Origin of the sequence: Acidaminobacter sp. JC074 (genome assembly GCF_022496765.1) — a bacterium.
Classification (GTDB): Bacteria; Bacillota; Clostridia; order Peptostreptococcales; family Acidaminobacteraceae; genus JABXKX01.
Window position 1 is genome coordinate 30,558 of record NZ_VANV01000006.1, and the last position, 21,733, is coordinate 52,290.

Here is a 21,733-nt window from a genome sequence, read left to right on the forward strand (position 1 = left end):
TGTTTCTTTTTTTCTATCATTTAAAGCTATTGTTTCCATAAAACGGCATTTGTGATAAAATGGTAACTGTGATGAATTTTGGGGAGGAAGTTTTATGAGAAAGAAAATAATATTGGTGTTGTTAGTTTTATTTTTGTTTAGTACTGCATCATTTGCTGGTTATAAAAGTGGTTTCATTTTACCAGAAGGTGGCGTTAAACTAGAAATTGATGAAAAAGATGATAAAAAGAAATATTTAGATTTTGACTTTGAAATTGCTTATGATGATTTTATCATAAGTTGGAAAAATGAAGGCAAGTATAACTTAACTTTAATGGATTTTACTACAAGTGAAAAAGTTTTTGAAGTCAAAAAAATTAAAGATGGTTCATATAATGTTTCTAAGACGGATTTAAGGCCGGGACATGAGTATCATTTTACCTTAAGAGAACATGATGGTCCTGGACATCAAATCTGTATGTTTACAGTTAAAGAAGAGGTACCTATGGATGAGTTTGGTCCAGCGATAACTTACCCGCTAGCAGGAGTTGAGATAGAGTACGATGATTTAACTGTAGAGTGGGAAAATGATAAAAAAGCAGATCACTATAAGTTATCATTGATAGATATAACGAGTGGTGTAGTAGTCATTGATGAGATGCACTTAGGTGATGATCATTTCACTATTGAAAAAAAACTTTTAAAACCAGTGAGCCAATACCAAGTTATTGTTGAATCTGTAAAAAATAATGAAGTGTTTAAAAGTTCACAGGTATTTAAAACAATGTTATCTGATGAATTAAATGAATACCCAATTATTGATGATAACAAGGATATATACGATTTTAATTCCGAGATAAATATTGGATGGACTGGTACTCCTAATGCAGAATACTACCTAGTTTCTCTTAGAAACAAGAATTCAGATGAATATATTTTTCAAGACATTGAAACAAATGAAACGGAGTACACTTTTGAGAAAAAATATAATTCTGATGAGAAAATAGAAGCGAATCAAATGTATATATTTAAGGTTATTGCTGTTAGTGGAGATACAAAGAAAAGTGATTCAATTGAACTTCTCATAAGAACAAGTGGTATTGAAACCGTTGAAGATGAACAGTTAGAACTAAGATGGGGTGGAGGGAATCCAGCCTTGATTACGCTACAAAACTTGACGACTGGAGAATATGTAGTAAAAGAGGGTCAGTGTAATGGTCTTGTTTATATAGACGATAAGGATTTAATACCAGGTCATTTGTATTATCTATTAAAGCTATATTTATCAGGAGAAAAAGTATATGGAAGCGAGTCTTTATTCAGAGTAGAGTTACCTAAACTAGAAAAGCCGATTATAACAGGAGTAACCGCTGGTACTATGATTCCCTTATCTGATTTAGAACTAGAATGGGAAAAATCAGTACGCCCAGATCTATATGAAATTGTTTTAAAGGATGTTACAGATAAAACGGTAGTATTATATGAAAATTCTCGTGATGATGAACTTGTGATTGACTGTGATATTTTAAGCTCAGGGCATGACTATGAGGTAACTGTAACTGCAAGACGCGGAAGCGATTACAAGTCAGATTCTGTAGCTTTTTCGATGGAGACGATTGATTCTGAGGCTATAGAACTTTCAACACCTAAAGAAACATATAATATTGGTGATGTATGTTTTACGTGGAACAATTCACATGGGTCTAATTATTATCAGGTATCCCTGCAAGACACAACAACAAAGAAGCTGGTTCTTGATAATAAGTTAATTAGAGATAGTAAGTATGCAATTGATGAATCGATATTAGAACTAGGACATGATTATAGATTATTGGTAACTGCTAAGAGTAAAGGGAAGTCAAGTAAATTAGTGCATGATTTCAAAGTTGTAGATAGAAGTGAAATGAATACTGCATTGTTAAGTGATTGGGCTGTAAGTTATGCAGAAGATGTACTTGATAATGACTTATTAGATGAGACATTGATGGCAGAATTATTAAATACACCAAAAGCATCTCTGACACGTCTTGAGTTTTGCTATATGATGGTGGCTCTGTATGATGTACATTCACTCAATAAGGATATTCCTACTAAGAGTCATAGTTTCAATGATATTACTGATCTATCTGATATAGAACAAAACATCATTATAAAGGCAAACGCATTAGGAATCATGTCCGGGAAATCTGAGAATCAATTTTTCCCAAATGATTTAATTAGTCGAGAAGAAATGGCTGTTATGATTAACAATCTTTTAGAGGTAATATCATATCAAACTAGCGAAGTAAATGAAATTGTATTTGATGATACTTCAGATATTTCAAATTGGGCTAAAGAGGCTACTGGAAATGTTAGTCGTTTAGGCATTATTAGTGGCGATGGCCTTAAATTTAATCCGAAAGCTAAGGCGACTCATGAAATGGGTCTAGTCATCTTATCAAAGTTATACAGCAAGATTGTGCTGGATTAAATTAGGCAGTAAGAAAATACTAGTGGTTATAGCTCTTTAAATAGTAATGGAGGATATGATGAAAAAAATAATTTCTATCATAAGTTTAATGTTTATTTTAGTATTACCAGCATTTGCAACTGAGATAGTTGTACCGAGTGATGGCGATCAAATAGCGCATGAGGATATACAAATCATATGGGATAGTAATGAAGAGCATCGCTTAGTTCTTAAGGATGCAGATACAGGAGATTTACTGTTTGATCATACTTTATCAGAAAGTAGTTTCCTTGTTTACAAAACCTTGTTGAAACCAGGTCATCGGTATAAGATTGAACTGCATTCTGTTGGTGAAAATGAAAGTACTTCTATTAGCTATTTCACTGTAAAGGTTAAAGTAACATTTGAAGAGCCTACTTTTAATACGCCAGATGCTTATGATGAAATAAAACATACATATGCTGTAATAGGATGGGAAGTAAACAAAGCTGTCGATTATTATGAGTTATCAGTAAAGGATAAAACCGATGGTATTTATATCTTAGATACACTTGAACTTGTAGATGACCATTATGTTTGTCCTGAGGGTTTAATGCAAGCTGGACATGAATATACAGCTTATTTAACAGCAGTAAAAGATGGGGAAAAGAAGACGTCAACTGTATCGTTTTTTACTAAGAATGTAGAAGCTGAAGTTGACAATCCAGTCTTATCAAAGGTGGGTTCAAATGAGTATAAACTGGGAAATATTAATCTAAGTTGGAAAATGACGTCAGACGTCGATTATTTCTTATTCACTCTGAAAGATAAGACCAATGGTAAAATAGTGTTCTCAGAGAAAAAAACATATAATACTTACTATGAGATTCCTGAAAGTGATTTAGTTGCTGGTCATACATACGAGTACACTGTAAAGGCTGTTAAAGGCAGTGCAAGCAGTCAAGATAAAATGGATTTCGTTATTCTAGAAGGAAATGTAGGTAATGTAAACATTCTTAGGCCTTCATATAATGCTGATGTGCCATCTAAATTCCAAATGACGGTAATTTGGTCTGGAACACCTCATGCAGATCATTATCTTGTTTCTCTCAAAGACTTAACGAATAACGAGTATGTTATTGAAAGAAAAGAACGTCCTTCAATGTTTGATAGCATTGAAATAGACAATAACCTTATGAAGTATGGTCATAAATACAAAGTGTTTGTAGCTGCTGTTGAAAATGGTGAAGAGTCGTGGGATGAATCAATATTTACTTGGGGATATCCTGTACTTGAATATCCTAATATTGATGGCGTAAAAAAAGGTGATGTGATTCCATTAGATGATTTAGAGCTCAAGTGGGATAAAAGTATAGAACCTGATAATTATGAAGTAGCTTTAAGAGATTTAACCAGTAATGATTTGTTAATAGAGGAGGAACTAGATAAGGCTATGTATACATTATCTAAAGAAGCTTTAAAATCAGGTCATTCATACGAGTTAACTGTTACGGTTAATAGAGCTGATAAATCGAGAAATAGAGTTGTAAATTTTGATGTAAATGAAGTTGAACTTCTTGAACCTATTTTAATTGCAGATGAGGTATATTTACATGATGATATCCAGTTGAATTGGGATGATGTAGAGGGGGCAGATGGCTACAAGTTAACACTGCAAGATAAAATAACTAAGGAAATGATTTTGAATGAATATGTCGTTCAAGAATCTAATTATACAATTCTAAAGGACGACTTAACGAATGGTCACAACTATGTTCTAATGGTGACTGCTTATAATTATTCCTCACAGGCTTCATATGTTGTAAAGTTCAGCATTGGTGAAGTTATTGAAACGAAGGTAAGTTCTTGGGCTAAAGGTTTTACAGATTCAGTTGTGAAAAAGAAATTATTGCAACCAGAGTTTTCTTCGCAGTTATTAAATGAACCTCAACAATCTTTAACAAGGGTAGAGTTTTGCAGAATGTTAGTTGGTTTATATGAAGATTTTTCTGATGAGACAGTAGATTTAAGTTTAGCTAAGCCATTCGGTGATATTAGCGATTTAAAGTTAGAAGAGCAAGAGGCAATAAAAAAAGCCAACGTTTTAGGGATAATAAGTGGATTATCTGATACCGTGTTTAATCCAAATGGTTTAGTAACTAGACAAGAAATGTCAGTGATGTTATACAATACTTATAAAGTAATCAATGGGGCAGATGATATAGTTTATGATTTTAAGGATGACTTTGGTGATTCAGAGAGTATTGCATCATGGGCGCTTAGCAGCGTAAAGTTTGTCAATTCAAAAGATATTTTAAATGGTGATGGAAAGAACTTTAATCCGCTAGATATGGCTACTAGAGAGATGGGGTTTGTACTAATAGAAAAATCGCATCAATCATTTGGCCAATAATAAGAGTATAAAATCTTATTTTGAGCAAATTTTTTTATTAGAGAATCATGAGAATAAAGAATAAGTTTCAAAATGAGCATGTTGATGTAATTAAGAATTTAAGAGATTAATAAATAGGTTGTCAGTCAAAGCTGACAACCTATTTTATTATGTACTTTTTTGCAGTTGTACAGATATAAACTTAGTCATAATAACCATGAAAATGATAGTAACAATGAATATACTAAAAAAGTTAATCAACCTTAAACTAAGATGTTCTATGTAATTGCTATAAAGAACTGTTCCCAAAACTTGAGAACCCACAAAACCTCAGATAATCCCCCATTGAGCTGGAGAAAATTCACTTCTTAGAAACTGAGATTTAAAGTAGTCAAATAACATAAATGCTAAGAAGACAAAGCATATAACAGCAGAGGCATATGAGCCTATTATTATTAGAAATGAGAGCACTGAGGTATCTACTGAAAACATTTTAGATATAAAACCTAGTATTTTGTAAGCAGAAAACCATAACAAACATAATGGTGGAATGATTAAGTAAAAAGCTGGCTTTAAGTTAACAGGTACCTCTCTTTTTACTTTTAAGTAGTGATAAAAAAGTATGGTCACTTTAGTAAATGAAAGGATGATACCAATCACCAGAGTGATGCTGGTCATCAATGCTACTATTGAAGCCAAGTTACCACTTGTAGATCCTGTTAGAGAGGATCCTAAAAGAGAAACTGCTCCAAATGCTAGTACATCGAGTAGCCAAGCGAAGTTAAAATCACTCAGAGGTATTTTGGATGATTGAAGCTTTCTTACAACTGTCACTTCAAGCATGATAACTGTGAACCATAGTAGTGTAAATATTGCCATAGCTACTGGTATCAATGTGCTAATATTTTGACTGATATTTGGAATAAAGAAACTTAATGGTCCCATGATAACAATCAGGGACATTGGAAGAGATATTAGTGGTGAAAAGAGACTTGTATTGGCCTTAGGATTATCAAGTATCTGATAAAACTCCTTGCCTTTTATAAGCCATACAATTAATTCTTTTAGAAACATTGTGGTCATAGTCAAGTGTAAGATGATGAAAACAAGCATAATAGCTATCAGCAAGATGCTAGAGAAGTATTCAAAACTTGTTAAGTCCAATGTTTTAAAATGATTCAGGTGAAAGGGTATTCCTTTAAACACTGTTGATTTCATGTAGTTAAATGGCATCAAAGATACACCGGCTGCTGCAAGTGAACCTTGAAACTTAAGTGGTGAAAATTTCATACGAACTCCTTATTTTAGTTTTATTATCAAATTATATATTATCATGAAAAATCAAAGAATCGTCTAATAGATGAATGAGTTGAAGTGAGAATGTTAAAATCATATGTAATCTGAAATGCAACATACAATTAAATAAGTACATATTGTTATATTACTTATAAAACAATTCGGCTATAATAGATATCATGAGGGAGAAAATGATGAAAAAAATAATTATTATGATACTAGTAGTTACTTTGATGGTTATGATGATTTCTTGTAGTTCGGATGGTGAGTCCTTAAATGAGGATTTAAAGACACAGGAATTAGCCGATGATACAGAGAATTTAATGAGTGAAGAAGACAAAATGAGACTAGATGAGCTGAGTACGACCATATCTGATTACGAAAAGAAAATTGAGTTATTACAAGAGGAGCTTGCTTCTGTACAAGAAAACTATGATTTAGTTCTAGTTGAAATTGAAGATATGAAATTAGAGATAGATTCAATGGATAAGGGAATTAACTCACAGATATATGACGAGGAAGAAGAGGCTTTTAAAGAATACACATACCTACTTAAGGCAACTGATAATTGGAAAGATCAATTAAAAACTTCCATTGATAATCATATAGATGGACATAAAGGCATAATAGCAGAACTAAGACTAAATGTAGATTTAGTTCAATCAGAGTTAGACCTTATAAATCAAACCATTGAAAAGTATGAAAACCAAGAGATCAATAGTAATGAAGCGTCTGAAGTTGAAATAGAGACTTCTCTAATTTCTTTTGCAGTTGAAGAAAAGAAAATAGATGATTTAACAGAAGAATACAATGAGTTGAGTAGTGAACTCAGTGATTTAAAAAGTGACAATGTATTTCTTGAAGAAAAAAGGGAATTCTTCATTAGTCAGATTGAAGACAGAAAAGTACTGATGGAGCTTCTATCATCTGATACATTTCTAGAAGAAGTCACGACCAGAAATGAAGTTTTAGCAAAAGAACTAGATATATTTATAAACTCGATGGATGATAAGTCAGATAAAGTTTTTAAAGAACAAACTGATATGGTAGATAGTCTTGTTGATAAGTTAAATGCTTTAAAAGAAAATCTAGAAGAAAGAGCAAAAGTACTTCAAGATTTTCAGAACGAGTTAGACTAGTTATAAGATATCTGTAATCTAATTGTATATCATATTAGAATATGTTTATGATTCTGAATTTCTTAAAAGCATATGTTTGTGTTAAGTTCTCTAATAGAGGGTATGATATAGACGTACGATATTCGCTATAAAGAGAGGTATGACTATGATAGAGTTAGTTGGTGAAGTTAGAGATGTTTTGTTTAACAAGATGAAAGATGCTAGAAATCACGACAAACATCTAAAAATAGAGATTTTTGGTTATGGATGAGCAGGTCCAGTTTTTGGTATTGCTCAGGCAGAGCGGGAGGATGAAGATATTACTTTAGAGGTTGAAGGTATAGAGATTCTTGTTGATAAGTTGCAGTTAGAAATGCATAAATCTTTTACCATTGACTTAACAGGACATATTATGAAGAGGATTACTGTTACGCCTAAAGTAAACAGTAACCTATGTTAAAAAGGACCTTTTATGAAATTTACAGTAAGATTACTTGTTATAACACTTTTGATGTCTTTAGTTCTTGTTTCTTGTTCAAGTGATGCTATAGAATATGAAACGATTACAGCAGAAGCTGCCAAAGAATTGATGGTTGAAGGCAATATTATACTAGATGTCAGAACGCAGATGGAATACGATGAAGGACATATAGAAAACGCAACGCTTTTACCACTAGATCAAATTAATGCTGGTGAGGTAGATATACTTGAAGACAAGAACCAGGTAATATTGGTTTATTGTAGGTCTGGTAATAGATCTGCACAAGCATCCAAGGCACTCGTTGAGCTAGGTTATACCAATGTAAAAGACTTTGGTGGGATTATTAATTGGCCTTATGAGGTGGTTAAAGATTAGTAGGTTTTTGACTGCATATCTGTAAATATTAACAAGCTGACAAAAATAAATGATAGAAAACACAAAAAGTGTGTATATAATAGATATCAAAACATTTTATGCCTCGAGTATTGTTAAATGTTATAGAGACGAGTTTATTACATGTTTATTTAGTTAGGAGGCGCTTATGAATAGGTATAGATACATTGCTGCAGAGATGTATGGATATTCTTATGATGAATACCAGAGAAAGCTTTCTTCTGGTAATACAAGGTTTACAAAATATATGCCAGAGACAGTGGAAGCTATAGAAAGAGCTTTAGAAGAAAACTGGGATCATAAAAAAATTGCAAAGGTACTAGAAGTTGATTTGGACAATGTACCAGAGTGGATTGAATCATTTCTTCATGCTAAAGAGATTGTGGACAGTAAACATGCTGGAGAGTCCTTTAGAAATGGTGTGAAAAGATCTATTTTGCATGCCATTGATGTTGGACTAGATTCGGATGATAAGGTTGACAATTTAGTTGAGCAAATATGTTATCGTTTAGCTGATTTTTCTTATCTGATTAAAAGAGAGCAGAAGAAGCCAGAAGATTACAGTGACTATTTCAGGTATGATGAAGAGTAGATATTAATTTCTTAATAAAAGTTACATTCTTTTATAAGGTGTAACTTTTTTATTTTTGTGGTAGAATATGTATACGATTTTAAGGGGGAATTATGATAGAGAGTGTGAATAATGGAAAGTCTAAAGTAGACTATACTGAAGAGGGTTATAGAGTTGAAATACCAAGTAAGAAGAATATCTTCATAATTGTTTTTATGTGTTTCTGGTTAGCGGGCTGGTTTATGGGAGAAACCATGGTTTTAATGACTATGTTGTCAGGTGAGTTTGTACCATTTCTACTCATATGGCTAATAGGCTGGACCTTTGCTGGCGGTTTCGCCATTTATATTGTTTTATGGCTTTTGTTTGGTAAAGAGGTGATTGTATCTAATGGTCAAACCTTGCGTATATCTAAAGAGATTTTAGGTTTAGGTCGTTCGAAGGAATATGACATAAGATCTATTAAGAACTTTAAGGTTCATGTTGAATCTACTTCTATCTATAGAAGACGAGGTATGGAGGCCTATGGTCTTTTAGGTGGGGTATTACATTTTGATTATGGTATGAAAACCATAAGAATGGGTATAAGTATAGATGAGGCTGAAGGTAGATATCTAAGAGATAATGTGTTTAGGGATTTGTCTTCATATACAGACTAGGAGGATTATATGGGCGCCTGGGGATATAAGAGCTTTGAAAATGATGATGCTGTAGACTTTTTAGATGATCTTAGTGAAACACGAAATACTAAATCCATTATAAAAGTATTTGATAAAACGACACATGAACCAGATTATCTAGAAGCACCACTGTGTTCGGAAGCACTTGCTGCAGCAGAGCTTGTTTGTCTGATCACTGAAGGAGAAGTCGAAGCCTTACCATCATCTGTAATAGATTGGTACAAGAGTGGACTTGGTCTATTTAAGAGGAGTGTGAAATTCTCACCAGCAGATATAAAAAAAGCTGCTTATGCAGTTGAGAAGATCATCAATGAATCTGAACTAAAAGAGCTTTGGGAAGAAAGTGAAGACTTTGGGAAATGGAAAAAGAACAATGAAGATTTAGTCAACAGACTACTATCATATATTTAACCAAGCAGTTGCTTGGTTTTTTCGTATGTTTCATATGAGTAATACATGTTTTATGGGGTAAAAATAGAATGGCTTAAAAAAAGGGTTAAGTTATTAAGAATATTTCTATTTTTAAAGAAATTATAATCTTAGAATTAAGAAATTATTAAAGAGACGTTAGAGATACAAAATGGATACAAATCTATGCTATATTATTACCATAGAATACGTGAGAGGAGACTTTATGATAAAAAGAAGTGTCTCACTGTTAATTGTGTTTACTTTACTTTTCAGTAGCTTTGTCTTTGCTGAAGAAGAAATATTAACAGTGGAAAAAGCCGTAGAGCTGGCAACAGAAGACCAATCAGCCATTGAAGACATCAATGATGGTATTGAAAAATTATGGGACGGTTACAATGCTGCTAAAGATGGGAAAAAACAAGTAGAATCTACGTTATCTACTTTAGATCGATTTGAGGACCTTTATAATAAGAAATATGTTGATAAAGATACATTAGATGCTTTTGAAACAGCGGAATTAGAAGGTTATCAAATGGCATTTGGTGATGAGCCACCTCATTATACTGGCCAACAAATGTTAGATAACTTTATAAGGACACGTGATTTAACTTGGAAATCATTATATGGTGATATTCAAAAGACCAAAAATACGAGAACGACAATTATGCCTTCTATAGAAAAGGGTGTAAAAGAGTTATATATCAACATAGTAGCTTTACAAACTACTTTAGCTCAACAAGAGACTTATTTGAGTATTAGTCAGACACAACATGATCAACTTGTTATACAGCATGGATTAGGTCAAGTGTCGGATGCTGATCTTAAGAATAGTGAGCAAAATTTATTAATTCTAGAAAAACAAACTCAACAACTTGGTATACAAGTTGCCAATTTGGAGATGAGTTTAAACCAGCTGATGGATGTTCCTGTTACAGCTAAGTACACTTTAGTTGATACCGTGGAGTCGCTAGAAATTGAAGCAAATCATAAAACTCTTGATGAGTATCTAGATGCTGCGATTATTAATCGTACAGAAATGAAGAATGCTCGAATAGATTTAGAAATTAAAGAACGTGAAGACAGTATTATTAGTCAATACTTGAAGAATGATTTAATAACAGATAGAGTAAATGCTGATATTGCTGTTATTACAGCTAGACATGCTTTAGAGCAAGCTGAAGCAGATGTTATAGACGATATTTCAGATGGCTACATTTCAATGATGACATACTGGAATGATTATCAGTTATCTTTACAATCATTAGAGATTGCTAAGAAAAATCTTTCAGATATTGAGAAAAGATTAGAATTGGGTCAAGTGACCCAAACAACAGTAGATTTAACAGCATTTTCAGTTCTAACAGCAGAAAATACAGTTAAATCAAATATTAGAAACTATCAAAATGCTGTTGATAAGATGGAAAGTGCATCAGGTAACGGACCTGCATACGGAGGGAAATAGACATGAAGAGAATATTATCATTACTTTTAGTAGGTGTCGTACTTTTAAGTGCAGTTGTTCCTGCATTTGCTGAAGAGGTTATGGGCATCACATTGGAGAAAGCCATTGAACTTGCTAAAGAAAATAGCATTACCTTGAAGAACTATGATGCAAATATCTTAATTGCTGAGAGAAACTTAAGTTCTGCTGAGAACAAGGCAGATGATTTAGAAATTAAGAGTATCATAAGCGATAGCCAATACCTAGCTGATGGGAAGGCTAAGGAGTTAGTTCCTGCACAGAAGGAAAGAATAGTAGAAGATTTAAAAACAGCTAAAGAAGATGAAATTAAATCGATAGAAATCGCTGTTACTTCAGCTTACTATTCGCTATACAATGAGATTTTGTCATTAGGAACTGCGAAAGATTCTATCGCTGTTCAAAAAGAGGAGTTAGCCTCTAAGCAAAAGGAGTTTGAATTAGGTCTTGTGACTCAAAACACAATATCTGATTTAGAAAACTCAATTGCCCAAGCAGAGCTAAATCTTCAGAAATCTGAATGGTCAATTCAAATGGCGCATATGGACTTAGCAAAAACATTGGGTGTAGATTTAAATACAAGATTTTTACTTGTGCAAAAGTTGGACTTAAGTGTAGATACTGAGTATGATGTTGAAACACTTGCACTACAAGCCCAAACGCAAGGTTCTTCGATCGAGAAGGCTGAAAAAGATCTTGAAATGAAGATTTTAGAAGAAAAAGTTGTAAACAGGTATACAAGATATAAGATGCCTGAGGGATCTGAAGACTATGATAAATCAATTGCTGACTTAGAGAAGGCTGTAGAAGATGCTAAGGTTACTGAAGAAGTTAAGATTCGTACGGACTATAACAACATCTTAAATGCTCAATTGGATTTGGAAATTGCTAAGCTTAAGTTAGAAATTGCTGAAAGAACATTAAATACACAAGAAGTTAAGAATAACTTAGGTATGGTAATCTATTTAGATGTTGTTAAAGCAGAAAATGATGTAGAAGCTGCTAAATTAGATATTCAAGTTAAAGAGTTATCACTTTATAAGTTAGTAGAAAACTACAATTACTATATCAAAGACTTCGGTGTTGAAGAAGCCGCTGAATAAAAATTAGACCAAGCTGAGCTTGGTCTTTTATATTGCATGCAATATGATAAGTGCTATAAGTGCTGGTAAACTCTGTTTAACAAATACAGATTTTTCAGCTGTTAAGGTTGCATATATGCCTGCGACTATTGCACATACTAAAAAGAATGTGGCAATGTTTACAGACCATATTGGATCTGTGATAAATATTGACCATGTCAGTCCAGCGCCTAAGAAGCTGTTATAAATGCCCATGTTCTTAGCCATAGGGATGGTATTTGAGAACAGGTCCTTATCAAAGTTTTTAAATATGCTAGGGCCTCTTTTCTCCCATAGAAACATCTCCATAAACATTATGAAGAAATGTTCCAGTGCAATGATGCCTATAAATATCTCTTTTAAAGTTGTCATATCTCCTCCTTAATAAGACTATATGAGAATCCATTCTCTGATACAATAGACAGATTCTTTGTTTTGTCTAAATCCCTTATATTATAATTATATTTACATTTGCTGATTATATTTGAATTTTGCTTTCTGTCTTGTATCATTAAAAGGTATGAAAGGGGTTTTAATGAAAGTCGATATTAAAGAGGTTTTTATATACTCAGATAATTTCTTCTATGATTATTCAAATGATAGAAAGTATGAGTATGTAGATTTTATAAGAGAAATGAACGCACTTTGTTCTCCAAAGACTATGTATCAAGATAGTTTTATGTATGAAAAGTTAATGGCGTCAGGTATTGTTACAGGTAGAAAGTCTAAGGTTATAGATGCCATTATATTGGTGCCGTATAAGTTTTCTAAGAAGAGACTTCAAGACATAAGTTTTCTCTGTATAAGTATGAAATACCACCAAATGATCTATGGCTCTATGTTAGTGGCTGTATCTGCTAAAAAGCATCCAAGTCTGATCGTAACTGACTTTGGTGATTGTATTGAATATATGGTCTGTATTGACCATGAGATGAAGTCTTGTGAGTATAGCGAATCATTTTCTTCTGGGCTTGTTGATGAGATGATCTTAAGAGCAGGTACACTTGATGATGTTGAGACCATTTGCGTTTCAGAAAACTTATTATCTGAGAATTTTGACAAGCATTACACTTATGGTCAGATATCTGAATATGTTAAAGTTCATGTAAGTGAAAGTGGGGTGTCTTTTGAAGAGAAAGTTTAGGAAGTATTTCATTAGGATGATTTTAACACTGTTTAATGTCTCTATGATATATCACATGTTTTTAGATGAACCAGACACTTTAGAAGCAGTCATGATGGTGATGGCAGCTATAGTTTTACCAATTTTGGTGTCTTTTATTGGACGTCTGGTTTCAGAACCAACAAGTGTAGAAATCCATGATGATTCATTTACTATAAGGACTTTGCTTTCTACAAACGAAGTAGATATTAGGGATATAGACCATGTTGTCTTATGTTTACACAGTAAGAAAACAGCCATGTTAATCATTAAAGGTAATAAGAAGTTTTATCGTTTTAGGAAGATGTATTTCCCTGACTTCGATGACTTTTGTAACGATTTAGAAGACATTTGTCAGGATAGGTTTTCGTATACCTTGAGAAAGTATTCAAGTCTATTCTTATCTGCTAAACCTTATCTAGAGAAAGTTAAGTGGCAAGAACTTTATAGTAAGCCAAGCATAATGAGTTATTTTATATCTAAGAAGTTCTTAATATCTCTTATTATATTACTGGCACTAAGTAGTGTGTTTATGGCTGATCAAAATGCTTTCACATTTGCATGGATATCTATAATCTTTGTTATAATTGGTGGACTTCTTAACTATAGAAGAGGTTATTCACATGCAGAAGCCATTCGTAAGAGTTTAAGATGGTTGCTAAAAACAGGTGTAACTGCTTTTTCCTTAGTATATTTCCTTATTGATTTCTTAGATTTATTAAGCTAATAAAGGTATTGAGGATTATGCTATTAAGTATTTCAAAAGTCATCTTATTAAAAAACGTGATATTTCCACGTTTTTTTTATTTTTTTCGTGGTAATATCACGTTTTATACAAAATTGTTTTCCTTATTTTATAGTTTTGCCTCTAATAGAAAAAGCTTAGGATGACCATAATTTCACAAAAGTATACCACTCTCTAACCATACTTCCTTGATAGAATCATTTCAGGAGGTAAGTTATGAAGAAATTATTGTTATTATGTTTATTAGGAATAGTGTGCTTGGGATTGATGTCTTGTGATACTAGTGCTGAAGAAGATGTTAAATCGAGTGTTGTGATTAAGGAAATATCTGCGGATCTTACAGATGTTGAAAGACCTTTGGACGAGGAAGTAACAGAAGAGGTTGTAGCATCCGAAGAACGTGGTGCATTAATAAAGGAAAAAGCATCTGATGTAGATCCTAAGAAAGTCGCTGAAGCTTTAGGCCTTGATGAAGTTGGACAGGTTAGATATGAGGAGTTAAAGGCTGAAGGGTTAACTGCTAAAGAAATCATCAGTAAAATGCAAGAAGAAGGTTATGATATAGAAGTGCCTAAGGGTAGGAATTAAGACTAATCAACAAGATGATTCTTATAAGAATCATTAGATCGATTTGCTACTATGTTGATAAGTTAAGAATATGTGCAAATAGTTGTGGATAGTAACTCAAGTAGTAGAATCTATCCACATGTAAATGGTAAGGCTTAGCTTTATCATTTTTTTTATTTTCTTTAAAAATTCTTTAGAATTTCTTTCCGTGGAAAAAAGAAGTCTGTTTTATACTCTTTGTATAAAGAGGAGGACGACGATGAAAGACATACCAGAATTACATGAAGAAAAGAATTTTTTAGGTAAAATTTCTTCTTGGCTAATAGATCGATATAGAGTAGTTTATCTGATGATTATTATGATTGTTGGAGTTGGCTTATACTCTTATATGGAAATGCCAAAAGAATCTATACCTGATATTGAAATCAATTATATTTTTGTTACCACGGCATATCCGGGTGCATCTGTTCAGGACGTAGAAGGACTGGTCACCGATCCCGTGGAAGAAGCCGTAGAAGGTATAGAAGGCCTGAATAAGGTCACTTCAACATCTAATGCTAATTATTCACAAGTTGTGTTAGAGTTTGATGAAGATACCGATATGAAACAGGCAAAACTTGATGTACAAACATCTGTTAATGATATTCGATTTGAAGAAGGGGTTTCAGACCCATATGTTATTCAAATGGAAACCGGTGAAATGCCGATCATGAACCTGACTTTAACAGGTGATTATGACTTGGTTCAAATCAATGATTATGCAGAAGCATTACAGGCATCCTTTGAGAAGATTGACGGTGTAAAAAATGTGGATGTGTCAGGTTCTAAAGAAAGAGAAATTCATGTATCAGTTGATCAAAATCTACTGTACGAATACGGTTTATCTTTAAACTCGATTTCTTCAGCATTGTCGAATACGACTATTCAAATGCCGCTAGGATCTACTGCACTTGATCAAACTGACTATACACTTCGTGTGGATGAATCGGCAGAAACACTTACTGAACTAGAAAACATCATTGTTTCTTCAGGACAAAATGGCTATGTCTATTTATCTGATGTGGCAACAATAACTGATTCATATAAAACACCGGATTCAGAATCCTATACTTACTCAAAACTTCATAGTGAAGAAAAGAAAGCAACACCAGTAATCAACATGTCTCTATTTAGAGAGACTGGTGCAGATATTATCTCTATTTCAGAAGATGTAAAAAAGATTATAGCTGATGAAGCTGGTTCTATGTATCCGAGTGACTTAAACGTTATTATTACATCAGATGAATCTGATGAAGTATCTGAAAACATTGATACAGTACTTACGAGTGCTTTAGGTGGATTACTAGTCGTAATTGCAGTACTCTTTGTATTTATTGGATTAAACGAGTCCATTATAGTTGCAATGGTTATTCCAATGTCACTATTGATTTCAGCCATCGTGATGCATTTATCAGGTATTACCATCAATACAATTTCATTGGTTGCTTTCATTGTAGCCTTGGGACTTTTAGTAGATAACGCCATTGTTATCATGGAGAACATCGATAGATTTAGAGACAAGGGGCTTGATAGAGTTACGGCCTCTAAGATCGGTACCAATCAAGTCGCACCAGCAGTACTTGCGGCTACTATTACAACAGTTGGTGCATTTATACCACTTGCTATGCAAGGGGGGATGATGGGTCAGTTTATCTCCATTTTACCACTGACTCTAATCATTACTATTTTGGCTTCTTTCTTTGTATCGATTGCCATTACACCAAACTTAAGTGCTAAGCTTTTATCTAAGTATAAGAAAAAAGATCAGAAGCATTCGAATTTTAGAGACATACTTTCAGTACTGCTTGTATTTGTACTAACCCTTGTTGCATTTACAGATGACTTCTCAGTTACAGGTTATACAATCGTATTTGCACTTTTATTTACACTTCTAATGGTTGTAAAGATTGTTATAAGAAGACGTAAAAAAGATGGCATAGAAGAAAATGCCTTTATCTCTAAGTATGTAGGTTGGTTACAGCAGTTCTTTGATTCAAGAATCAAAAGATGGATGATCTTCGTTGTTGCATTTATTATACTTGTTGCAGCTGTAATGACCATTCCACTAGGCATTCTTGAAATGGAGTTGATGCCAGCAGAAGAACCATCTTCAGCGAGTATATCCATCACAGCACCAGAAGGTTATCTATTATCAGATACCTATAAGATTGCACATGAAATAGAAAAAGAGCTTTATCAATATGAAGACATTGAGTCTTTTGATATGAATATTGGTGGCAACAAGAAAAATACAGCAAGCATCACAGTCAACTTTGTAGATGCTGACGATAGAGTAGTATCAGGATATGATATGGTAGATTCTATTAGAGATATGACCAAACAGATTCCAGGTGCATCCATAGACGTTAAGGGACAATCTTCTATGTCTATGATGACGAATGGTTCAGATGTTTCAGTCAGTGTACAGGGGGATGATTTTAACCAGCTAAATGCTGTAGCCAATCAATACTTATCTGTTCTTAAAAACATAGAAGGTGTTGATAACCCTACTTTGTCATCAGAAAATGGTGTCAAAGAAATCACTGTAGAAATCGATTCTAATAGAGCTGCTTATTATGGTCTTAACTCAGCGATGATCGCTAATGATTTAAGACAAAGAGTATCAGGTTTAACAGTGGGTTCTTATAAAGAAGCTGGAGAAAACTATGACATCACAGTTTACTTTGATGAGCAGCCAATCAACTCAGTATCTGACTTTGAAAAGATTTTCTTTACCAATACCATGGGCCAAAAGATTGCTTTTTCAGAAGTGGCATCTTTAAGCTACTCAGAAGGTATGGCTAAAATTGAACACAGTGAAGGTCAGAAGGTAATCACAGTAGCTGCAAATGTTCAAAATGGCTACAATCCAACTGTTATTGGTCAAGAATTTAACTCAGCCATCTCTGGCATTGAACTGCCTGAAGGTGTAGAGCTTTCTTCTGGTGGTCAGTTTAGAGATACACAAGAGCAATTTGATACCATGCTTACAAGCTTTATGATTGCTATTATGATTGTTTACACCGTACTGGTTATTCAGTTTAACTCATTCCAGCAACCACTTGTCATTTTAATGAGTGTACCGCTAGCCCTAATTGGTGTTATCACAGGTCTCATTATTACTGGCAACAACTTAGGTGTTTATGCCATGATGGGTATTGTAGCCCTAGTTGGTATAGCCGTTAATGATGCTATTGTACTCGTGGATTTTGCCAACTATCAAAGGTCTGTAGGCATGAAGTTAAGAGACGCTGTATCAGAAGCAGTTAAGGTAAGATTCTTACCGGTATTTGCAACATCTCTAACAACAATGGGTGGTGTATTGCCACTGGCTTTATATAATGATCAGTTTTCACAACTTGGCTATGCAATAATATTTGGTTTGATTGCGTCAACGGTTTTAACACTTTTGATCATTCCAGTGATGTATTTCATGATGGAGTCAAGAGCTGAAAAAAAGCAGGCAAGAAGAGAATTAAAGAAGATGCAATTGGAAAGTGAGGTAAAAACCATTGTTTAAGAATAAATTGAAATTAAGTTTAGCTCTAGTCATGTCACTTCTTGTCATGACAGGCTGTTCAGCAAATAGAGGACAAGTAGAAACTGTAGCTACCCTTGTAGAAGCGGTACCAGTTTCTACATCACAAGTTGTATCAGATGATGTATATGAATCTGTTTACACAATCGGAGAAGTTCAGGCTTCGGATTCATACCAAGTTAATGCGATGAGTCAAGGGGATATCACGGCTGTTAACTTTGAGGTGGGTGACTACGTAAATGAAGGAGACATTTTATTTACCATTGAGACCGAGGACTTTGAGGTAGATAAGAACTCTAAATTAACTCAGGCTCTTAATGGCATGAGTCAGGCTAAGCTATCACTTGATAATGCCTTATCTAGCTTAAATGACACAAAAGCCTTGTATGAATCAGGCATTTCATCAAAAGCTCAATTAGATGGTGCTCAGACTCAATATGACAATGCTAAGATTTCATATCAAAATGCTGTTACCTCATATAATTCTACTAAACATACTTACGATTCTATGAGTGACAACTATGAGATTAAAGCGCCTGTTTCCGGGATTATTACAGCGAGTAATATTATTGAAGATATGTTTGTAACAACACAAAACTCTATGACCATTGAAGTTGTAGATGCTTATAAAATAAATGCAAACGTACCTTCTAAACACATCAACAATGTAAAGGCGAACCAAGCAGTAGAAATTTATATTCCTACACTAGAGCAAACCTTTAAGGGACATGTAGAGACTGTATCGATTAATGGTAAGACTGGTGCATATCCGGTAGAGATTGTATTAGATGAGATGACAGATGATCTAAGAACAGGTATGTACTCAGAATTATGGATTCAAATCAGTGATGTTTCTGAAGGTCTATGGATTCCTAGTAATGCCCTTTTACAAGAAAACGGTGAAAGCTTTGTTTACACAGCAGAGGGGGACCTTGCTCAGAAGGTACTTGTAGAAGTGCTTTCAAAGCGTGGTGACCAAGTGGCTATCGTCAGTGACTTAAGTTCTGATCAAGTGCTTATTACCTATGGTAAAGAGTATGTCATGGATGGCTCGAAAATCAATATAAGATAAGGAAAAGTTTATGTTAAAGGTCAAAGGACTATTTAGAAATTCATTACTATTAAGAGGTTTTATAATGTGGTTTTCATCACTGATTGTACCATTTCTTATATTCTTTCTATTCTTATTTGTTCAGTACGGCGACTCTATTGTTCAGATATTTTCCAATGACCTTGAGATATGGCAAATAAATGGCTATACGGCTTCTGAGCGTATCAGTCGAGAAATCAATCTTTGGACTCTGGGTGACCCTGTTTATGGGGTCCATCCAGAGCTTGATGAGTTTTTAGAGAACAATTCTTACCTGGTCAAAAATCACAAAGGGCTTTTGTTTGAAAGAAAAGGAGATCAAATAAGGTCTCTAATCCCACTGAGTGATGAAGAAGTTGAGAGAGTGACGGAGGACTTCTCTGAACTCGAGCGTAATATTTTACCTGAGTTTGGTGAAAACAGTATAGAAACCAATAGACAAATACTGGAGTTAACAGGCTATGTATTGCTTCGTCAAATAGATTTTTATTATGCAGATGGTTCTGAAGGTACCGTATACATGTTCATCAAGTATTCTAACATCCCATATCATGTGATAAAAGTCATTGGTGATAACATAATGTTTGTCATAGGTATCATGTTAATTCTTAATGGCTTGATTGCCATGATTATTATAAAGAAATCGACAAAACCGATCAACGATTTAAAAGAAGCCATGGCTTCTTACAAGAAGGATGACTTTTCTGTTAGACTGGAAGAAAATCATAACCATCATATCATTTCTGCAATCAACACGTCTGTTAATGATATGGCTAGAGAGCTAGAGTCTAATCAAAAGAAAAAAGAGGCCACCGAAAATGTAAGAAGAGAGTTTTTAGCAAGGATATCTCATGATACAAAAACGCCTCTAGCTTCTATTAAGGCACATGCAGAAGCCATTAGAGATGGTCTTGTTAAAGATGAAAAACAAACCAAGTATGCCAGTAATATTTTGAGTAAGGTTGAGTCTCTAGATAATATGATTAATGAGCTCAGTGTTTATTCAAACCTAGAAGCGGGTATCAATCAATATCTCTTCACACGTGTTAACTTAAATTCATTCTTAGGTGACTTGATTGATGAAATGAAATATGACTTTAGTGATCGCTTGACTTATGAATCATGTAAAGAATCACATGATATCTATCTAGATGTCAACAGATTTCACAGAGTCATGGTCAATTTGATATCAAATGCCTATAAGTATGGTAAGCGTGATGGTTTAAATGTTAAAATAAGCTTAGAGTATACGAGGACTCATGCAGTCATTGTTTTATTAGATGATGGTGTGGGTGTAGACATAAAGGATCCTAATAAACTCTTAGAGTCATTTGTAAGAGGTGATGTATCAAGAGATCCTAACAATGCAGGATCAGGACTTGGACTTTCTATAGTCAAGTCCATTGTAGAAAAACATGAGGGTAGTGTTGAGTTATTTAGTGAGTATGGTCATTACTTTAAAGTGATGATTCAACTACCACTTAAAGGAGGTTACTTTGAAACGGGTTCTAATCATTGAAGATGATGTAACAATCGGCGAAGTAGAAAAGGATTATTTTGAATTAGCAGGTTTTGAAGTAGAACTGGTTTCAAATGGTAGACTGGGTCTTAAACTTGCTCTTGAAAAAGACTTTGATTTGTATATATTAGATGTCATGTTACCAGACATAGGTGGCTTTGATATTGCTAAAAAAATACGAGAAACAAAAAATACACCAATCATGATGGTAACAGCTAAGAATGCTGAAGTGGATAAGGTAAGGGGCTTTAGCTTAAGAATAGATGATTACGTAACCAAACCATTTAGTCCAGCCGAGTTAGTAGCTAGAGCTAAAGCTCATATCTTAAGATATGAATCCTTAAGTGTCATGGATTCAAAGGCATCCTTTTTAGAGATAAGGGGCCTTCATATCAATATGGACAGTAGAGAAGTCTTTATGAATGGCAAGTTGATTGACCTGACGAAAATAGAGTATGAGCTTTTAATTCTCTTAGCAAAAACACCAAATAAGATCTTTACAAAAGAAGAAATCTTCCAAAGAGTTTGGGGCTATGATTCAGATCAAGGCATACCTACCATTGCTGTTCATATAAGAAACTTAAGAGAAAAGTTGGAGTTTGATCCATCTAAACCAGAGTACATCATGACGGTTTGGGGTGTTGGTTATAAAATGAGCAAGTGAATTACAAATATTGACATATGCATAATTTTGGAATATACTTCCATTTAGGAGGTGTATTC

The 21,733-nt window shown here is 33.8% G+C and carries 18 protein-coding genes; 16 read left to right on the forward strand and 2 right to left on the reverse strand.

The window, feature by feature from the left end; genetic code table 11:
• The first annotated feature begins 94 nt into the window (after window positions 1-94).
• Complete coding sequence (locus EZV73_RS07530; protein ID WP_240839642.1) at window positions 95-2,449, forward strand: S-layer homology domain-containing protein; 2,355 nt, start codon at window positions 95-97, stop codon at window positions 2,447-2,449.
• A 58-nt stretch (window positions 2,450-2,507) separates the two neighbouring features.
• Window positions 2,508-4,820, forward strand: coding sequence for an S-layer homology domain-containing protein (locus EZV73_RS07535; RefSeq protein ID WP_240839643.1), 2,313 nt, complete (start codon window positions 2,508-2,510; stop codon window positions 4,818-4,820).
• 309 nt (window positions 4,821-5,129) lie between these two features.
• Here the strand turns inward: EZV73_RS07535 and EZV73_RS07540 are convergent, their stop codons facing one another.
• Window positions 5,130-6,089 carry a hypothetical protein gene (locus EZV73_RS07540; RefSeq protein WP_240839644.1) on the reverse strand — a complete coding sequence of 320 codons (960 nt, stop codon included), beginning with the start codon at window positions 6,087-6,089 and terminating at the stop codon, window positions 5,130-5,132.
• A 200-nt stretch (window positions 6,090-6,289) separates the two neighbouring features.
• Between EZV73_RS07540 and EZV73_RS07545 the strand changes: the two genes are divergently transcribed.
• The 7 genes from EZV73_RS07545 to EZV73_RS07575 all read left to right on the forward strand — a co-directional run bounded on the left by EZV73_RS07545 (window position 6,290) and on the right by EZV73_RS07575 (window position 12,332).
• Window positions 6,290-7,234, forward strand: a complete 945-nt coding sequence (locus tag EZV73_RS07545) for a hypothetical protein (RefSeq protein ID WP_240839645.1) — start codon at window positions 6,290-6,292, stop codon at window positions 7,232-7,234.
• A 451-nt stretch (window positions 7,235-7,685) separates the two neighbouring features.
• Window positions 7,686-8,069, forward strand: coding sequence for a rhodanese-like domain-containing protein (locus tag EZV73_RS07550; protein ID WP_240839646.1), 384 nt, complete (start codon window positions 7,686-7,688; stop codon window positions 8,067-8,069).
• A gap of 166 nt (window positions 8,070-8,235) precedes the next feature.
• Complete coding sequence (locus EZV73_RS07555) at window positions 8,236-8,679, forward strand: hypothetical protein (RefSeq protein WP_240839647.1); 444 nt, start codon at window positions 8,236-8,238, stop codon at window positions 8,677-8,679.
• Between the two features lie 92 nt (window positions 8,680-8,771).
• Window positions 8,772-9,317 carry a hypothetical protein gene (locus EZV73_RS07560; protein ID WP_240839648.1) on the forward strand — a complete coding sequence of 182 codons (546 nt, stop codon included), beginning with the start codon at window positions 8,772-8,774 and terminating at the stop codon, window positions 9,315-9,317.
• 9 nt (window positions 9,318-9,326) lie between these two features.
• Window positions 9,327-9,749 carry a DUF4259 domain-containing protein gene (locus EZV73_RS07565; RefSeq protein ID WP_240839649.1) on the forward strand — a complete coding sequence of 141 codons (423 nt, stop codon included), beginning with the start codon at window positions 9,327-9,329 and terminating at the stop codon, window positions 9,747-9,749.
• Window positions 9,750-9,972: 223 nt separating this feature from the next.
• Complete coding sequence (locus EZV73_RS07570) at window positions 9,973-11,211, forward strand: TolC family protein (protein WP_240839650.1); 1,239 nt, start codon at window positions 9,973-9,975, stop codon at window positions 11,209-11,211.
• Between the two features lie 2 nt (window positions 11,212-11,213).
• Window positions 11,214-12,332 carry a TolC family protein gene (locus EZV73_RS07575; protein WP_240839651.1) on the forward strand — a complete coding sequence of 373 codons (1,119 nt, stop codon included), beginning with the start codon at window positions 11,214-11,216 and terminating at the stop codon, window positions 12,330-12,332.
• A gap of 27 nt (window positions 12,333-12,359) precedes the next feature.
• On the opposite strand, the gene EZV73_RS07580 is transcribed toward EZV73_RS07575, so the two are convergent.
• A complete protein-coding gene (locus tag EZV73_RS07580; protein ID WP_240839652.1) occupies window positions 12,360-12,722 on the reverse strand; it encodes a DUF1304 domain-containing protein in 363 nt (120 codons plus the stop codon).
• A gap of 163 nt (window positions 12,723-12,885) precedes the next feature.
• Here EZV73_RS07580 and EZV73_RS07585 point away from each other — a divergent pair, with 163 nt between their 5' ends.
• The 7 genes from EZV73_RS07585 to EZV73_RS07615 all read left to right on the forward strand — a co-directional run bounded on the left by EZV73_RS07585 (window position 12,886) and on the right by EZV73_RS07615 (window position 21,674).
• Complete coding sequence (locus tag EZV73_RS07585; RefSeq protein ID WP_240839653.1) at window positions 12,886-13,494, forward strand: hypothetical protein; 609 nt, start codon at window positions 12,886-12,888, stop codon at window positions 13,492-13,494.
• Window positions 13,478-14,239: a hypothetical protein gene (locus EZV73_RS07590; RefSeq protein ID WP_240839654.1), complete on the forward strand. Its 762-nt coding sequence runs from the start codon at window positions 13,478-13,480 to the stop codon at window positions 14,237-14,239. Before EZV73_RS07585 ends, EZV73_RS07590 begins: the two co-directional genes overlap by 17 nt.
• Window positions 14,240-14,473: 234 nt before the next feature.
• On the forward strand, window positions 14,474-14,845 hold the full coding sequence (locus EZV73_RS07595) for a hypothetical protein (RefSeq protein ID WP_240839655.1): 372 nt from the start codon (window positions 14,474-14,476) through the stop codon (window positions 14,843-14,845).
• 238 nt (window positions 14,846-15,083) lie between these two features.
• Entirely contained in the window at window positions 15,084-18,383 is a 3,300-nt protein-coding gene (locus EZV73_RS07600; RefSeq protein ID WP_240839656.1) for an efflux RND transporter permease subunit, read from the forward strand.
• Entirely contained in the window at window positions 18,376-19,473 is a 1,098-nt protein-coding gene (locus tag EZV73_RS07605) for an efflux RND transporter periplasmic adaptor subunit (RefSeq protein WP_240839657.1), read from the forward strand. The genes EZV73_RS07600 and EZV73_RS07605 overlap by 8 nt, the downstream gene beginning before the upstream one ends.
• 10 nt (window positions 19,474-19,483) lie before the next feature.
• A complete protein-coding gene (locus EZV73_RS07610) occupies window positions 19,484-21,010 on the forward strand; it encodes a cell wall metabolism sensor histidine kinase WalK (RefSeq protein WP_240839658.1) in 1,527 nt (508 codons plus the stop codon).
• Window positions 20,988-21,674: a response regulator transcription factor gene (locus tag EZV73_RS07615; protein ID WP_240839659.1), complete on the forward strand. Its 687-nt coding sequence runs from the start codon at window positions 20,988-20,990 to the stop codon at window positions 21,672-21,674. The genes EZV73_RS07610 and EZV73_RS07615 overlap by 23 nt, the downstream gene beginning before the upstream one ends.
• Window positions 21,675-21,733 lie beyond the last annotated feature (59 nt).

What these genes read in the sequence shown, in the direction of transcription:
- EZV73_RS07530 (WP_240839642.1), top strand. Translation starts at nt 95, where the DNA reads ATGAGAAAGAAAATAATATTGGTGTTGTTAGTTTTATTTTTGTTTAGT.
- EZV73_RS07535 (WP_240839643.1), top strand. Translation starts at nt 2,508, where the DNA reads ATGAAAAAAATAATTTCTATCATAAGTTTAATGTTTATTTTAGTATTA.
- EZV73_RS07540 (WP_240839644.1), bottom strand. Translation starts at nt 6,089, where the DNA reads ATGAAATTTTCACCACTTAAGTTTCAAGGTTCACTTGCAGCAGCCGGT.
- EZV73_RS07545 (WP_240839645.1), top strand. Translation starts at nt 6,290, where the DNA reads ATGAAAAAAATAATTATTATGATACTAGTAGTTACTTTGATGGTTATG.
- EZV73_RS07550 (WP_240839646.1), top strand. Translation starts at nt 7,686, where the DNA reads ATGAAATTTACAGTAAGATTACTTGTTATAACACTTTTGATGTCTTTA.
- EZV73_RS07555 (WP_240839647.1), top strand. Translation starts at nt 8,236, where the DNA reads ATGAATAGGTATAGATACATTGCTGCAGAGATGTATGGATATTCTTAT.
- EZV73_RS07560 (WP_240839648.1), top strand. Translation starts at nt 8,772, where the DNA reads ATGATAGAGAGTGTGAATAATGGAAAGTCTAAAGTAGACTATACTGAA.
- EZV73_RS07565 (WP_240839649.1), top strand. Translation starts at nt 9,327, where the DNA reads ATGGGCGCCTGGGGATATAAGAGCTTTGAAAATGATGATGCTGTAGAC.
- EZV73_RS07570 (WP_240839650.1), top strand. Translation starts at nt 9,973, where the DNA reads ATGATAAAAAGAAGTGTCTCACTGTTAATTGTGTTTACTTTACTTTTC.
- EZV73_RS07575 (WP_240839651.1), top strand. Translation starts at nt 11,214, where the DNA reads ATGAAGAGAATATTATCATTACTTTTAGTAGGTGTCGTACTTTTAAGT.
- EZV73_RS07580 (WP_240839652.1), bottom strand. Translation starts at nt 12,722, where the DNA reads ATGACAACTTTAAAAGAGATATTTATAGGCATCATTGCACTGGAACAT.
- EZV73_RS07585 (WP_240839653.1), top strand. Translation starts at nt 12,886, where the DNA reads ATGAAAGTCGATATTAAAGAGGTTTTTATATACTCAGATAATTTCTTC.
- EZV73_RS07595 (WP_240839655.1), top strand. Translation starts at nt 14,474, where the DNA reads ATGAAGAAATTATTGTTATTATGTTTATTAGGAATAGTGTGCTTGGGA.
- EZV73_RS07600 (WP_240839656.1), top strand. Translation starts at nt 15,084, where the DNA reads ATGAAAGACATACCAGAATTACATGAAGAAAAGAATTTTTTAGGTAAA.
- EZV73_RS07610 (WP_240839658.1), top strand. Translation starts at nt 19,484, where the DNA reads ATGTTAAAGGTCAAAGGACTATTTAGAAATTCATTACTATTAAGAGGT.